This window comes from Sphingobium sp. BYY-5, assembly GCF_022758885.1.
GTDB lineage: Bacteria > Pseudomonadota > Alphaproteobacteria > Sphingomonadales > Sphingomonadaceae > Sphingobium.
The window spans coordinates 2,746,837-2,761,782 of the sequence record NZ_JALEBH010000001.1 but is presented as its reverse complement, the minus strand read 5'-3'; the positions used below and the strand labels follow the sequence as shown (position 1 = coordinate 2,761,782).

Here is a 14,946-nt window from a genome sequence, read left to right as displayed (position 1 = left end):
ACGTTAGGGAGGCGCCCATGCTCCTCCACATCATTGCGCGCGGAAAGATCGGGCGCTCGCCCGAAGCCGAACTGGTCGACCGCTATGTCAAGCGGCTGACCATGCCGCACAAGATCACCGAAATGCCCGACCGGGGTGGGAAAGTACCTCCCCTCGCGCCCGGCACCGTCACGGTCATGCTGGACGAGAAGGGCAAGCAACTGTCGTCCATGGACTTCGCTCGTCGCATAGAGGGCTGGCGCGACGCGGGCATGCGGGAGTGCCGCTTCCTGATCGGCGCGGCGGATGGCTTCGACGATGCCGACCGCGCCAATGCCGACCTGCTGATCGCGTTCGGCGCGATGACATGGCCCCATATGATGGCCCGCGCGATGTTGGCCGAACAATTGTGGCGCGCCTGCTCGATCCTCGCCAACCACCCCTATCATCGCGAAGGCTAGTGACCCGAATATGAAGTTCGTCACACCATTTGGTAGGCGTTGAACGAACTTCAGATTCACAAGGGTCACTAGCAAATATTTGATTCCGGTGTGGTTTATGGATTTGAAATACGCTCCCTACCAAGCCGCCATAATGTGGCGTATTTCAAATCCACCACACTAGAACCGCCTCGCTTTTTTCCCTAGGCAAGGGCGATCAAGGGCGGGGCAACGGGTGATGCGCACCATCATCATCGCTGGCGGACTGGCGGGCCTGATGGCCCTCGCCGCCACGCGCCTGCCCGCAGCCGATGGCGACGCCATCATCCTGCCCGGCACCGCTGGCACCACCCTGCCGCAGGAGCAGCAGGCGCTCAAGGACGCGCGCCGCCAGTCGGACGAGGCGCGCGATCGTTCCGCCCGCCTAGAGCAGCAGGCCACCGCCGCCCGCGACGAGGCCGAACAGGCCCGCCGCCGCGCCGCCGCCGTCGCCGCCCGCATCCAGCAGGCGGAGGCGGATATCCAGGCGGCGCAGGCCCGCATCGCCATCCTCAACCGGATGCAGCGCATCCAGGCCGCCCGCCTCGCCGCCAGGCAGGAGCCAGTGGTCCGCCTGACCGCCGCGCTGCAAATGATGGCTCGCCGCCCGCTGGCGCTGGCGCTGGTGCAGCCCGGATCGGTCGGCGACGCCGTCCATATGCGCGCCATGCTGGGCCAGATATTGCCGGTCATCCAGCAGCGCACTGCGGGCCTCCGCGCCGAACTGGAGCGCAGCCGCGCCCTGCGCGCCAGCGCGCAACAGGCCGCCGACGCCCTGACCCAGGCGCAGGCCGACCGCAAGCAGCAACAGGCCGCGCTCGCTTCGCTGGAGGTGCGCAAGCGTGTCGCCGCCCGCGACTATCGCGCCGATGCGGGGCTGGAAAGCGACCGCGCGCTGGCACTGGGCGAGCGGGCGCGCGATATTGTCGATCTGATGGACCGGCTGGAAGAAGCGGGCAGTCTGCGCGACCGGCTGGCGGCCCTATCCGGCCCGCTGCTCCGCCCCGCCCGGCCCGATCAGGCTAGCGCCCCCGCCATTGAACGTGAGGCTTCTGCCGGCGGCCCGCCGCCCTATCGTTTGCCTGTGATCGGCCAGCTCGTCACCGGCATGGGCGAGGTCAATGACAGCGGCGTGCGCTCACGCGGCCTGACCCTGGTGACGCAGCCGGGCGCGCAAGCCATCGCGCCGACGGCCGGCCGCATCGCCTTCGCCGGACCCTATCGCGACTATGGCCAGATCCTCATCATCGACCATGGCCAGGGCTGGACCACGCTCATCACCGGCCTCCACCGCGTCACCGCGCGGGTAGGCGACAGCGTGCGCCAGGGCGAACCGGTCGGCATCACCGGCGCGGAGCAGCCCAATATCACCGTCGAACTGCGCCGCAACGGCCGCCCGGTCGATATCGTACCGCTGGTAGGACTGGGATGACGGCATTAACCCGACGCTCATCGTCGCACAGCGACATTGGTCGAAGCCCGGTTTTGCGTTGGCGCGCGAATCGGCCTATATCGATCCATTGATGCGGACTCCAAGGACAGCCATGAAATCCACCTTCCTCCAGGGCGCTGTTGCGCTTGGGGCGCTTGCGCTCATTCCTGCCACTACCGCCGCACTCGCCGACGGGGAAGCGTCGAGCTACAAGGCGCTCGATGAATTCATGGACGTGTTCCAGAAGGTCCGCAGCGATTATGTGGAAAAGGTCGACGACGAAAAGCTCATAAAGGGCGCGATCGACGGGATGCTCGCCAGCCTCGACCCGCATTCATCGTTCCTCGATGCGCGCGACTTCCAGAATCTGCGCACCCAGACCGAGGGCAGCTATGGCGGCCTGGGCCTGTCCGTCACGCAGGAGGATGGCGCGGTCAAGGTGATCGCGCCGACGCAGGATACCCCGGCCTGGCGCGCGGGGATCAAGGCGGGCGACTATATTACGCATATTGACGGCCAGTTGATCTATGGCGGCACGCTGGACGAGGCAGTGGACAAGATGCGCGGCGCACCGGGCACCAGCCTCAAGCTGACCATCGTGCGCCCCGGCCGCGACAAACCCATCGAACTCACCCTCACACGCGAAATCATCCAGTTGAAGCCGGTGAAGTGGGAAGTGAAGAATGGCATCGGCGTCATCAACATCGTCAGCTTCTCGGCCAATACCGGGGCGGACGTGCGCCAGGCGATCCGCAGCATCGACAAGAGCCTGAGCCACAAACCCACCGGCTATATCCTCGACCTGCGTTCCAACCCCGGCGGTTTGCTGGATGAAGCCGTGTCGGTCAGCGACACCTTCCTAGAGCGCGGCGAGATCGTGTCGCAGCGCGGCCGGGCCAAGGGCGATGTCGAACGCTATTATGCCAAGCCGGGCGACGATGCGAAGGGCCTGCCCATAATCGTGCTGGTCGATGCCGGTTCGGCTTCCGCGTCGGAAATCGTCGCGGGCGCGTTGCAGGACCAGCATCGCGCGCTGGTGATGGGCGAACGCAGCTTCGGCAAGGGCAGCGTCCAGACCATGTTGCCACTGTCGAACACCACGGCGCTGAAGCTGACGACCGCGCGCTATTACACGCCATCGGGCCGCAGCGTGCAGGAAGGCGGCATCCAGCCCGATATCCGCGTGCCGCAGCTTTCCGACCCCGATTACAAGAACCGGCCCAAATTCCGCGAAAGCGATCTGCGTCGCCATCTCATCAACGAGATCAAGACCGACGACGTGGCGCTGGAAGAGGACAGCAAGGACGATCCGCGCTTCGCCATGTCCGCCGAGGACCTGAAAAAGAAGGGCGTCACCGACTTCCAGCTCGACTATGCGCTCAAGACAATCTCGCGCCTGGCCGGCACGCCCGCGGCGACGATCGCCCAGGCGCAGATGGCCGCACGCAAGCCGGGGGCGAAATAGCCCCTTCTGGTTGTGGTCGGCCAACAAGTTCAGCATGACGAAAGCAGGGTGAGGGTTTAAGCGGGCTGGTATGAAGAACCGATCCCCGTCCCTCGCCAAGGCCCGCGCCCTCGCGCTGCTGACACCCCTGCTGCTGCTGGGCGGCGCCTATGCCTCCCAATATATTGGCGGGCTGCACCCGTGCGAAATGTGCTGGTGGCAGCGCTATCCCCATATGGTGGCGATCCCGCTGGCGCTGGTCGCCTATGCGGCACAGGGACGCGCCTGCATCAGCGCCCTGTTCGCCGGGCTGGCGGGACTGGCTGTCGGTATCAGCGGCGGTATCGGTCTGTTCCATGCCGGGGTCGAATATGGCTGGTGGGAAGGGCTGACCACCTGCTCCACCTCTCCATCGAGCGGCAGCGCCGCCGACCTGCTGAACCAGATCATGGCCAGCCCTATCACTCGCTGCGATGTCGCGCCCTGGAGCCTGTTTGGTATTTCGCTCGCCGGCTATAACGGCCTCTTGTCGGGCGCGGTCGCGCTCGCCATCTTGGCCTTGCTGTTGAAAGCGAGGAAAGCATGAGCGCCTCCAAGGATTTCCCGCGACCGGGCAAAAGGCTGACCGATGCCGACCGCGCCTCTATGGTGCGGGTCGACCAGGCGGGCGAGTTCGGCGCCACCCGCATCTATGCCGGGCAGCTTGCCGTCATGGGCGACCGCCATCCCTATGCCCGCCTGATCGCGGGCATGGCCGCGCAGGAGGAGCGGCACCGCGCCGCCTTCGACGCGATGATCGCGCGGCGCGGCGTGCGCCCGACTGCGCTCACCCCTTTCTGGCACGTCGCCGGTTTCGCCCTGGGCGCGGTCACCGCCGCCATGGGACCGAAGGCCGCGATGGCCTGCACCGCTGCGGTCGAGACGGAAATCGACAAACATTATGCCGATCAGTTGGAGCAACTGGGCACGGACGATCTGGAACTCTCCACCGCCATCGCGGATTTCCAGGCGGAGGAACTGGAGCATCGCGACGCCGCCCTTGCTCATGGCGCGGAGCAGGCGCCGGCCTATCCCCTCTTGTCCGGCGCCATTCGGCTGGGCTGCCGCGCCGCCATCGCGCTGTCGAAGCGCATCTGATAAGGACGGACAGATGAAGAAGACAGTGATGATCGCCACGCTCGCCCTGATGGGCGCCGCCGTCCCCGCGCTGGCGCAGCAGGACAGTGCATCCGACGCCGCCAGCAGCAGTACGGAAAAGGTCAATATCGTCATCGTTTATGGCGACGATAGCTGCCCGCAAAGTCAAGGCGGCGACATCGTCGTATGCGCGCGCAAGGGGGAGGAAGAACGCTATCGTATCCCCGAACCGTTGCGCGGCGACCCCAACAAGCCGAGCAATCAGGCATGGGGCGAACGGGTGCGGTCGATGGAATATGTCGGCCGGTCGGGCACCGAAAGCTGTTCGCCGTCGGGCAGCGGCGGCACGACCGGCTGCTTCGCCCAGCTTGCCCGCCTCGCCAAGGCGGAACGACAGCAGGCGGACAATGCGAGCTGGAAGGATCTGGTCGCAGCCGAACGCGCCAAGCGCCTGTCGACCATCGACGCGGACAGCAAGGCGATCGAGGCGCAGGCCAAGGCCGAAGAAGCGGCCGAAGCCAAGGCCAAGCAGCAACAGGACGGCACCACGCCGCCGCAGAAATGACGGTTCGGGCGGCCCTGCACCGTCCTGACCATAGGACCGGGACAGGGACAGTACCGGAGATTTCGCCACAGGGGGAATGAAGGACAAGACCCTATGCCACGCCAAGGCGCACTTCCCCTGATCGGCCTCACGCTGGTCGCCCTGCTTCCCCTTCCGGTGGCAGCGCAACCGGAGCCGCCGCCGGAACGGACCATCAACTTGCTCGTCTATGGCGATGATCCTTGTCCGCAGGGCAAGGGCGACGAGATCGTCGTCTGCGCCCGGCGACCGGAATCCGAACGGTATCGTATTCCCAAGAAGCTGCGCGAAAAGCCGGCGCCCACGGGCGGTCCCGGCTGGGGCAGCCAGGTGGCAACGATGGAGCAGGTGCAGCGGCAGAATCTGCCCAACAGTTGCTCGGCCAACGGCGCGGGCGGCTTTACGGGCTGCACCGCCCAGATGCTGGCGCAATGGTTCGCAGAACGACGGATGCAGCAGAGCCAGGGCGAGCCTTAGAACGGTTTGCGATCCGATTGCATCGGATCAACCCTTCTAAGTTTTTGGTTTAACGCATTTTCTAGTCAGGTGGCATCACCTGACTAGAAAATGCTCTAAGATAAAGGCGGCACCACTTCGAACATATCCTCGACGCCCGGTTCGGCCGGCGTGACCGCCCGCTCCGCCGCCTGACGTGCCCACATGGTGGCGTAGAGGCCATCGGCACGGACCAGGTCGGCATGGCGGCCGCGCTCTACGACGCGGCCCTTGTCCAGCACGATAATCTCGTCGGCATCGACCACGGTGGAGAGGCGATGCGCCACCACCAGCGTGGTGCGCTTGCGGCTGATGTCGCGCAGGACGGTCTGGATTTCGGTTTCGGTGCGGCTGTCGAGCGCGCTGGTCGCTTCGTCGAGCACCAGCACCGGCGGATCTTTCAGCAGCGTGCGGGCGATGGCGACGCGCTGTTTCTCACCCCCTGAGAGTTTCAGGCCACGTTCGCCCACGCGCGTGTCATAGCCCTGCGGCAGGCTGATGATGAAGTCGTGGATCGATGCCGCCCTGGCCGCCGCCTCGATCTCCACCTGGGTCGCGCCCTCGCGGCCATAGCCGATATTATAGCCGACCGTGTCATTGAACAGCACCATGTCCTGCGGCACGATGCCGATCGCGGCGCGCAGCGACTGCTGGCCGACTCCGGCGATATCCTGCCCGTCGATCGTCACCCTGCCGCCCTGAATATCGTAGAAGCGGAAGAGGATGCGGGCGATGGTGGACTTGCCCGCGCCCGACGGGCCGACGATCGCCAGCGTCCTGCCCGCCGGGACGGTGAAGCTGACGCCGTGGAGGATTTCACGTTCGGGATCATAGCCGAAGCGGACATGATCGAAGCGGACTTCCCCGCCCGCCACCAACAGCCGTGGGGCATCGGGCGCATCGGCGACCTCCGCCTGAGTGTCGATCAGCTTGTACATAGCCTCCATGTCGATCAGCCCCTGGCGAATGGTGCGATACACCATGCCGAGCAGGTCGAGCGGGCGGAAAAGCTGGCTCAAAAGCGTGTTCACCAGCACCACGTCGCCGGTCGTGAACTGCCCCCGGCTCCAGCCCCAGACGGTGTAGCCCATGGCGCCCGCCATCATCAGGTTGGTGATGAACGACTGGCCGATATTGAGCCAGGCGAGACTGTTTTCCGATTTCACCGCCGCCTGGGCATAGCGGCGCATGGCGGTGCCGTAGCGCTTCGCCTCCCGGTCTTCCGCCCCGAAATATTTGACCGTCTCGAAGTTCAGCAGGCTGTCGACGGCATGGGCGACGGCGCTGGTGTCCATGTCCACCATGTCGCGGCGAAGCTGGTTGCGCCATTCGGTGACGGTGCGGGTAAACCAGATATAGAGCGCGACCATCGCCAGCGTCGCGGCCACCAGGCCGGGACCGAACTTCACGAGGAAGATGGCACAGACCGCCGCCAGTTCGATCAGGGTCGGGGCGATGTTGAAGAGCAGGAAATAGAGCATCGTATCGATGCTCTTGGTGCCGCGCTCGACGATCCGGGTGACGGCGCCGGTGCGGCGGTCGAGGTGGAAGCGCAGCGACAGGCGGTGGAGATGGACGAAGACGGCGTCGGACAGGCGCCGGCCGGCCTCCTGCCCCACGCTTTCGAACACGGCGTTGCGCAGGTTGTCGAAAAACACGCTGCCGAAGCGGGCGCCGGCATAGGCGACCACCAGGGCGATGGCGAGACCGACGGCGGGTTCCAGCCCCGGCGCCATGCGATCGACCGCCGCTTTGTAGGCGAAGGGCATGGCGAGGCTGATCGCCTTGGCCAGCAGCACCAGCACCATGGCCAGCACGACGCGGCGGCGCAACGCGGGCGCATCGGCAGGCCATAGATAGGGCAGGAAACGCCGCATCGTGGCCCATATGGGCGGGATCGGCGTGGAATCGGGCGTTGAAGGCGGCATTTGCATCTATTTAGGCGCTGCGACGCGCTTATCCAATGGCGCGGAAACGGAACGCCCCAGAGATAGCCGCTGCATCTCCCCCTCATCCCCCCTTTCCCTTTCCAGCGGAGCGCGGCATGATATGGCCACGCGACACAGCGCGGGAGGCAAGACGAGCGCATGTTCGGAACTTTGTGGAATCGGATTTTCGGGACCAGGGCGACCACCACAGAGCCGCGGAAGGACATTCCCTCTTATGACCCGATAGAGGCGTTGCGCGATCAGGTGCGACGCGATGTTGCGGGCGGCTTCTATGATGAGGACGCCATCCTGACCAACGCGCACGACCAGTTCGACGAGGAATTACCCCGGCCGACGCTGCGGATCGAAGCGTCGGCGGCGCTGCGCGCGGCGCTGGCCGAGCATCGCACCGCCGAGCAGGGCTGGACCGAAGCGACCGACTGCGACCGGCTGGACGCCGCCTTCGCCGCGCTGGAAGAGGAAGGGGTGATTGCGCGGCAGAATTTCACCTGCTGCGGCACCTGCGGCGCGTCCGAGATATGGGACGAGGTCGAGGCGGTGCAGAAGGCGGGAGAAGCGGCGGACGGCTATGCCTTTTTCCATATGCAGGACACCGAATCGGCGGTGGAGGGCCATGGTCTCTATCTGAACTACGGCGCCTGTGCCGAAGGCGAGGAGGCCGCGATCGCGATCGGGCATCGCGTCGTCGAGCAGTTGGAGGCGCATGGGCTGACCACCGACTGGGACGGCAGTTGGGGGCAACGGATCGCGGTGTCGCTGGACTGGAAGAAGCGGCGCGGGGTCGTGGCGATCGAGGGCTGAAGACGCCGCGCCTGCGGACGCGGATCGAGCATCGCGGCGGGATCGGGCGAAGTTCACACCGTCTGGAGCAATTTTAGCCCGATTTTGGTCATTTGCGCCGCAAAGGCGACCGAAACGCGACACCGAAGCGACTGGGATGCGCCATGAATGCGCCACCCCCGCGTCACCCACGCCGCTTCGACGCGGCAGGCTGTTGGATTTCAAGCGCGAAAGGATCGGCCAGACGGCGAGCGTGCAGCGCCAGCGCCCGGTCCCAAGTCCGGTCGAACGGCGTGCCGGCAAGACGCCGGCGCAGGCGATGCGCGCTGGAGCGCGACATGCCCGCCGCACGCGCGGCATGGGTGACGCTGCCGATGTTGAGCAGGGCGGTGAGGAAACTGCGCTGCTTGGCCGGAGTCCAGTGCGCGCGGTCGATGGGGGATGAGGGGTTCTGTTCCATCCGACAGGATAGATCAGAGCAAATCCGAGTAGGAAAGGGGATTTGCGCGGGGCGTCCTCAGCCGTCGGCTAGATGCTGGCGGAACCAGTCGGCCAATTCTTCCTCCGAGAGTGTGCCGGCGGCGAGTTCGAGAAAGGCGACGACCAGTTCGGCGTCCGTCGCCATCAGATTATAGCCATTGAGCATCAGAAAGGTTTCGCTGACGACCGCCGCGATCCGCTTGTTGCCGTCGATGAAGGGATGGTTGCGCGCGAGGCCATAGGCATAAGCGGCCGCCAGCGCGGCGACATCGGGTTCGCCATAATGGGCGATCTGCTGCGGCCGGGCCATGGCGCTTTCGAACAGGCCGCGATCGCGCAGTGCGTCGCTTCCGCCGCCATGTTCGGCAACCTGTTCGGCATGAGCGGCCTCGGCCACGGCGAGCGTGACCCAGACCCAGCTTTCCCGCGCCATTATTCTGCGAGTTCGCGCAGCGCCCGCTTGCGCCGTGCCATGACTTCGCGCGCGGCGGCCATCTGAGCGTCGAAATCCGGCTCGGCAGCGGAAAGTTCGATCCCGCGCGGCGTGAGAATCACCGAAAGGCTGTCACCGGCGACGGCGTGAAGATGCGCCAACAGCTCCTTGGGCAGGATCACCCCGGCGCTATTGCCGATCTTCGTGATTTTGAGGGGCATGTTCATACGGGGGTTATAACATAGTCGATGGGACGACAAAAGGACCGATCAGTCGATGGCTTCTATACCCTGCGCGCTCAAGCGGGCGAGGTGATCCTTCATGGCCTGTAACTGGTCGGCGGAATGCCCCTGCCATTCAACGATTTCTCCCATGACGCGCAACGGTTCGCGCGAGCGATAGGATTGCGTCGGGTTGCCGGGGAATTTTTGGTCGGTGAGGTTGGGATCATCGACAAAGGGACCGGTCGGTTCGACAATGTAGATGCGTTCGCGCCCCTCGCCCACCGCCAGTTCGCAGCCCCATATCGCCGCTTCGAGCGTGCCGGTGAGATAGACCCAGGACGCAACCTTGCCCGTGCCATAGTTGGACGCGAAGCCGGGTACGATAAGGTCGCCCGGCGACAGGTCGGCGCGTGTGCCATGATAGAAAGGGCCGACGGCGTCACGCGCATAGGTCATTGGACGAAACCTCCAGAACGGGGGATTGCAGGAGTCGCGCCGCGACCGGGCGCGACTCCCTGAACGCTAAGACAACGCCTCAATCATGCTCCCGATCGCCCGCGCCCATATACAGTTCGCGGCCGGTTTCGTGGTAGAGCGCGCTCATCTGCGCCATGCCCTTTTCCGCTTCTTCCTCGGTGGCGGCGGCGATGAAGGCGTCGGCAGGCTGGTTCTGCTTGGCGGCGAAGTCCCGCACCTCCTGCGTGATCTTCATCGAACAGAATTTGGGACCGCACATGGAGCAGAAATGCGCGCTCTTGGCGCCTTCCGCCGGGAGCGTCTGGTCGTGATACTTCTCCGCCGTATCGGGGTCGAGCGACAGGTTGAACTGGTCGCGCCAGCGGAATTCGAAGCGGGCGCGGCTCAGTGCATCATCGCGGACCTTGGCGGCGGGGTGGCCCTTGGCAAGGTCGGCGGCATGGGCGGCGAGCTTGTAGGTGACGACACCCACCTTCACATCGTCGCGGTCGGGCAGGCCCAGATGCTCCTTGGGCGTGACGTAGCAGAGCATCGCCGTGCCGTACCAGCCGATCATCGCCGCGCCGATGCCGCTGGTGATATGGTCGTATCCCGGCGCGATGTCGGTGGTGAGCGGCCCAAGCGTGTAGAAGGGCGCCTCGCCGCAGGCTTCGAGCTGCTTGTCCATATTCTGCTTGATCTTGTGCATCGGCACATGGCCCGGCCCTTCGATCATCACCTGCACATCCTGTTCCCAGGCGCGCTTGGTGAGTTCGCCCAGCGTGTAGAGTTCACTGAACTGCGCTTCATCATTGGCGTCGGCGATCGATCCGGGACGCAGGCCGTCGCCCAGCGAATAGGCGATGTCATAGGCTTTGCATATCTCGGTGATCTCGTCGAAATGCTCGTAGAGGAAGCTTTCCTTGTGATGGGAAAGGCACCATTTCGCCATGATCGACCCGCCGCGCGAGACGATGCCGGTGACGCGCTTGGCAGTCATCGGGATGTAGGCGAGGCGCACGCCCGCATGGATGGTGAAATAGTCGACCCCCTGTTCGGCCTGCTCGATCAGCGTGTCGCGGAAGATTTCCCAGGTCAGGTCTTCAGCGACGCCGCCGACCTTCTCCAGCGCCTGATAGATCGGCACGGTGCCGATCGGCACCGGCGAATTGCGCATGATCCATTCGCGGGTGTCGTGGATGTTGCGGCCGGTCGACAGGTCCATCACCGTGTCCGCGCCCCAGCGGATCGACCAGACCAGCTTATCGACTTCGGAGGCGACGTCGGAGGCAACCGCCGAATTGCCGATATTAGCGTTGATCTTCACCAGGAAATTGCGGCCGATCGCCATCGGCTCGCTTTCCGGGTGGTTGATATTGTTGGGGATAATGGCGCGGCCGCGCGCGATTTCGTCGCGGACGAACTCCGGCGTCACATAGTCGGGGATTTCCGCGCCCCAGTCATGGCCGTCGCGGACATATTCCTTCAGGCGCGCGCGGCCGAGATTTTCGCGCTCGGCGACATATTCCATCTCCGGCGTGATGATGCCGCGGCGGGCATAGTGCATCTGGGAGACGTTCGCGCCCGGCTTGGCGCGCAGGGGGCGTTTGACGAGGTTCGGGAAGGGCTGGACACCGCCCGAACGATCCGGACCCTTGAGGCCGTTATCTTCCGGTTTCAGCTCGCGGGCGTCATATTCCTCGACATCGCCCCGCGCCATGATCCAGTCGCGGCGCAGTGTGGGCAGGCCCGCCATGATGTCGATGCGGGCGTTCGGGTCGGTATAGGGACCGGACGTGTCGTAGACGCGCACGGGCGCTTCGCCGCTGCCGGGTTCCAGGTCGATCTCCCGCATGGCGACCTTCAGCGGACCGACATGGATCTTGCGGGAACCGCGAATGGGTCCGGTGGTGACGCGCATCTCTGTGCGGGCGGGAACGTCGGCCATGAATTTACCTTTCAGACGGAAAAAGTGGCGCGGCCGGTGAGGCCGGCGAGGAAAAGAAGGATGCCGAGGACGAGCGCGATGATCGCCCAGGCGCGAATGAAGCCGAGCGACCAGTGGCCGACCCGGATCAATGGTCCCGGCACGGCGAGGAGCAGTGCGCCCTCGATCAGGGCGACATAGCCGACAAGGCTGACGATGATCGCCAGCGGGTCGGTCCAGACGCTGTGGATCATGACCAGGGTAACGCCGACGACGAAGACGGAAAAGCCCAGCGCAACGACCAGCCCCGGCGATCGATTGAGATCGTCCATCACCGCCCGCCAACGCGCGGGGCCGGCAAGACCGCCGATGCCGATCAGGATCATGTAGAGGCCCATCGCTTCGGCCAGGCGAAGGGTAAGGATGGAAATCGTGTCCATGGCCGTCTCTCCTCCTCTTCAAGGGGCGGAAAGCGGATGCGGACTGTAGCTGGACAGACGCTTCCCTCCCTCCGCCAGTGTCAACTGGATCAGGTTCAACGGGTCGCGGTTCCCAATAACCGCCTCTCAACCGCCTATGGACGGTCCCCCGGGGATGCTGGACAGGATAGGGAGGAAACGGCACAAGGTCCAGCGTCTATGTTGGATCATCAGCCCCCCGATCTTTCGACCAGGGCCGGCCGCAAGGCCTGGCGGCACGAAATGCGCATGGTGGCGGTGTGGCCGCGACGCTGGGGGTTATGGCTGCTGGCGATCGGCGCGCTGCTGCTGATCGCGCCGTCGGCCTTTGGCATCCACAATATTGGCGGCTGGTCGCCGGTCCTGCTGGGATTGATCGCCTGCCTGGCTGCCCTGCCGCTGCTGGTGGCCAGCGCGGTGCTGCGGCGGCGCTATGTGAGGGGGCGGTTGCAGATGGGGGAGACTCAACGGACATGAAGAAAAGGATGATGAGCTTGGTTTCCGCTGCCCTTCTGACCGGCGCCGGTGCGCCAACGCCTCCCCCGCCCGCCGACGATCCGTTCGTGTGGCTGGAGGATTGGACCGGCCCGCGCGCGATGCAATGGGTGGAGGCGGAGAATGAGGCGACCGTCGCCGCCTTCCAGAATGATCCGCGCTATGCCGGTTACTACAGGCAGGCGCTGGCCATCGCGTCGGCCAAGGACCGGATTGCCATGCCGATGCTGATCCATGGCCGGGTCTATAATTTCTGGCGCGATGCCGATCATCCGCAGGGCGTGTGGCGTTACACCAGCGAAGCCGATTATGCGACCGACGCGCCCCACTGGACCATCGTGCTGGACCTCGACGCCCTGTCCAAGGCGGAAGGCAGGAAATGGGTGTGGAAGGGCGCGACCGTCCTGAACCCGGAGGAGCGGCTGGCGCTCATCAACCTGTCCGACGGCGGCGAGGACGCCGTGACGCTGCGCGAGTTCGACCTGGAAACGGGCCAGTTCGTGCAGGGCGGGTTCGACATTCCCAAGTCGAAGCAGAATGAGGGGTGGCTGGACAGGGAGACCATCCTCATCGCCCGCGACTGGGGAGAAGGGACGATGACCAGGTCGGGCTATCCCTTCGTGGTCAAGATGCTGAAGCGCGGCGAATCGCTGTCGGCGGCGAAGGAAATCTATCGCGGCGAAGCGAGCGATCAGGTCGGCACCTTCCCCCTCATCCTGTCGGACGGATCGGGCAACCGCGCTGCCTTCCTCTATCGCGGCGTGACCTTCTTCGGCAACGAGACCTATCTGGTCGGGACAAGCGGCGTGAAGAAGCTGCCGCTGCCGGCCAAGAGCCAATTGCAGGGCATGGTCGAGGGCCAGGTGTTGATCCAGACCAGCGAGGCGTGGACCAGCGGCGGCGTGACCGTGCCGAGCGGATCGCTGGCCGCCGTGCCGCTGAAAGCCTTACAATCGGGCGAGACGCTGAAGCCGCAAATCCTGTTCGCGCCCAATGCGCGCCAGTCGATCGACGGTGTGGCGGCGACGAAGGGCCATGTCATCCTGGCAATCAATGACAATGTGCGCGGGCGAGTGCAGGTGCTGACGCCGGGGACGGCGGGCTGGACGAGCAAGCCGGTCACGCTGCCCGACAATGCCACCATCTCGATCGCGACAGCGACCGACAAGAGCGACAAGGCCTATCTGTCGGTGGCCGGATTCCTGGCGCCGACGACGCTCTGGGCAATGGATGCCGCCGATCCCAAGCCGGTTCAGGTGAAGGCGATGCCCGCGCGCTTCGACGCGGCGGGGCTGGTGGTCGAACAGTTTGAAGCCACATCGACCGACGGGACGAAGATTCCCTATTTCATCGTCCATCGGAAGGATATGAAGAAGGACGGCGCCACCCCGACGATCATGACCGCCTATGGCGGCTTCGAGGTGCCGATGACGCCCAGCTATGCCGCGATCACCGGCAAGCTGTGGCTGGAACGGGGCAACAGCTTCGTCCTTGCCAATATCCGGGGCGGCGGCGAGTTCGGCCCGGCCTGGCATGAGGCGGGGCTGAAGACCAAGCGGCAGATCATCTATGACGACTTCGCCGCCGTGGCGCAGGATATCTTCGCGCGGAAACTGTCATCCCCCGCCAAATTCGGCATCTATGGCGGGTCCAATGGCGGGCTGCTGATGGGGGTGGAGTTCAACCAGCATCCCGACCTGTGGAACGGGGTGGTGATCCAGGTGCCGTTGCTCGACATGATCCGTTACGAGCAGATCGCGGCCGGCGCGTCCTGGGTGGACGAATATGGCAGCGTCTCCGTACCGGCGGAGAAGGCGTTCCTGGAGAAGATTTCGCCCTATGCGAACATCCGCAAGGGCGTGCATTATCCCACGCCCTATATCTGGACCACGACCAAGGACGACCGCGTCGGCCCGCAGCACGCCCGCAAATTCGCGGCGCGGCTGAAGGATTATGGCATCCCCTATCATTTCTACGAGGATATAGCCGGCGGCCATTCGGGCGACGCCGACATCGAACAGGGCGCGCGGTTGCAGGCGATGCAGATGGTCTATTTCAGCCAGCAGTTGGAGGGGAAGTAGAGCGGCGAAAGCCTGAAGCATCCGCCCCTTATGCCAGACTGCGTAGAGAATGACTCATCAGGATCGACTGGTTGCTGTTCCCCGGCGAAGGCCGGGGTCCAGTTCGCGCCGTGG

General features: G+C 64.9%; 17 protein-coding genes and 1 riboswitch. Of the genes, 10 read left to right on the top strand and 7 right to left on the bottom strand.

The window, feature by feature from the left end; translation table 11 throughout:
• The first annotated feature begins 17 nt into the window (after positions 1-17).
• The 7 genes from MOK15_RS13260 to MOK15_RS13230 all read left to right on the top strand — a co-directional run bounded on the left by MOK15_RS13260 (position 18) and on the right by MOK15_RS13230 (position 5,531).
• Positions 18-440 carry a 23S rRNA (pseudouridine(1915)-N(3))-methyltransferase RlmH gene (locus tag MOK15_RS13260; RefSeq protein WP_242932045.1) on the top strand — a complete coding sequence of 141 codons (423 nt, stop codon included), beginning with the start codon at positions 18-20 and terminating at the stop codon, positions 438-440.
• A 214-nt stretch (positions 441-654) separates the two neighbouring features.
• Positions 655-1,890 (top strand): peptidoglycan DD-metalloendopeptidase family protein, encoded by a 1,236-nt coding sequence (locus MOK15_RS13255; RefSeq protein ID WP_242932044.1) that lies wholly within the window; start codon positions 655-657, stop codon positions 1,888-1,890.
• Positions 1,891-2,002: 112 nt separating this feature from the next.
• A complete protein-coding gene (locus MOK15_RS13250) occupies positions 2,003-3,355 on the top strand; it encodes a S41 family peptidase (RefSeq protein WP_242932043.1) in 1,353 nt (450 codons plus the stop codon).
• A gap of 70 nt (positions 3,356-3,425) precedes the next feature.
• Positions 3,426-3,920, top strand: coding sequence for a disulfide bond formation protein B (locus MOK15_RS13245; RefSeq protein ID WP_242932042.1), 495 nt, complete (start codon positions 3,426-3,428; stop codon positions 3,918-3,920).
• Entirely contained in the window at positions 3,917-4,471 is a 555-nt protein-coding gene (locus MOK15_RS13240; protein WP_242932041.1) for a demethoxyubiquinone hydroxylase family protein, read from the top strand. The genes MOK15_RS13245 and MOK15_RS13240 overlap by 4 nt, the downstream gene beginning before the upstream one ends.
• 13 nt (positions 4,472-4,484) lie before the next feature.
• Positions 4,485-5,036 (top strand): hypothetical protein, encoded by a 552-nt coding sequence (locus MOK15_RS13235; protein WP_242932040.1) that lies wholly within the window; start codon positions 4,485-4,487, stop codon positions 5,034-5,036.
• A gap of 93 nt (positions 5,037-5,129) precedes the next feature.
• A complete protein-coding gene (locus MOK15_RS13230; RefSeq protein WP_242932039.1) occupies positions 5,130-5,531 on the top strand; it encodes a hypothetical protein in 402 nt (133 codons plus the stop codon).
• A 95-nt stretch (positions 5,532-5,626) separates the two neighbouring features.
• Here the strand turns inward: MOK15_RS13230 and MOK15_RS13225 are convergent, their stop codons facing one another.
• Positions 5,627-7,477, bottom strand: a complete 1,851-nt coding sequence (locus MOK15_RS13225; protein ID WP_242932038.1) for an ABC transporter ATP-binding protein/permease — start codon at positions 7,475-7,477, stop codon at positions 5,627-5,629.
• Between the two features lie 159 nt (positions 7,478-7,636).
• Between MOK15_RS13225 and MOK15_RS13220 the strand changes: the two genes are divergently transcribed.
• A complete protein-coding gene (locus tag MOK15_RS13220) occupies positions 7,637-8,299 on the top strand; it encodes a hypothetical protein (RefSeq protein WP_242932037.1) in 663 nt (220 codons plus the stop codon).
• A 163-nt stretch (positions 8,300-8,462) separates the two neighbouring features.
• Here MOK15_RS13220 and MOK15_RS13215 read toward each other — a convergent pair whose 3' ends face one another.
• The 6 genes from MOK15_RS13215 to MOK15_RS13190 form a co-directional block, all read right to left on the bottom strand.
• Positions 8,463-8,738, bottom strand: coding sequence for a LysR family transcriptional regulator (locus MOK15_RS13215; protein ID WP_242932036.1), 276 nt, complete (start codon positions 8,736-8,738; stop codon positions 8,463-8,465).
• 57 nt (positions 8,739-8,795) lie between these two features.
• Positions 8,796-9,191, bottom strand: a complete 396-nt coding sequence (locus MOK15_RS13210; RefSeq protein ID WP_242932035.1) for a type II toxin-antitoxin system death-on-curing family toxin — start codon at positions 9,189-9,191, stop codon at positions 8,796-8,798.
• Entirely contained in the window at positions 9,191-9,418 is a 228-nt protein-coding gene (locus tag MOK15_RS13205) for an AbrB/MazE/SpoVT family DNA-binding domain-containing protein (RefSeq protein ID WP_242932034.1), read from the bottom strand. The genes MOK15_RS13210 and MOK15_RS13205 overlap by 1 nt, the downstream gene beginning before the upstream one ends.
• A gap of 42 nt (positions 9,419-9,460) precedes the next feature.
• Positions 9,461-9,871 (bottom strand): NAD(+)--rifampin ADP-ribosyltransferase, encoded by a 411-nt coding sequence (gene arr, locus MOK15_RS13200; RefSeq protein WP_242932033.1) that lies wholly within the window; start codon positions 9,869-9,871, stop codon positions 9,461-9,463.
• Between the two features lie 79 nt (positions 9,872-9,950).
• Positions 9,951-11,819 (bottom strand): phosphomethylpyrimidine synthase ThiC, encoded by a 1,869-nt coding sequence (gene thiC / locus MOK15_RS13195; RefSeq protein ID WP_242932032.1) that lies wholly within the window; start codon positions 11,817-11,819, stop codon positions 9,951-9,953.
• 11 nt (positions 11,820-11,830) lie between these two features.
• Positions 11,831-12,238, bottom strand: coding sequence for a DUF2065 domain-containing protein (locus MOK15_RS13190; protein WP_242932031.1), 408 nt, complete (start codon positions 12,236-12,238; stop codon positions 11,831-11,833).
• A gap of 49 nt (positions 12,239-12,287) precedes the next feature.
• A riboswitch (TPP riboswitch) is annotated at positions 12,288-12,399 on the bottom strand.
• A gap of 37 nt (positions 12,400-12,436) precedes the next feature.
• Here MOK15_RS13190 and MOK15_RS13185 point away from each other — a divergent pair.
• Positions 12,437-12,733 (top strand): hypothetical protein, encoded by a 297-nt coding sequence (locus MOK15_RS13185; RefSeq protein WP_242932030.1) that lies wholly within the window; start codon positions 12,437-12,439, stop codon positions 12,731-12,733.
• A gap of 8 nt (positions 12,734-12,741) precedes the next feature.
• On the top strand, positions 12,742-14,832 hold the full coding sequence (locus MOK15_RS13180; protein WP_242932029.1) for a prolyl oligopeptidase family serine peptidase: 2,091 nt from the start codon (positions 12,742-12,744) through the stop codon (positions 14,830-14,832).
• Positions 14,833-14,946: the final 114 nt, after the last annotated feature.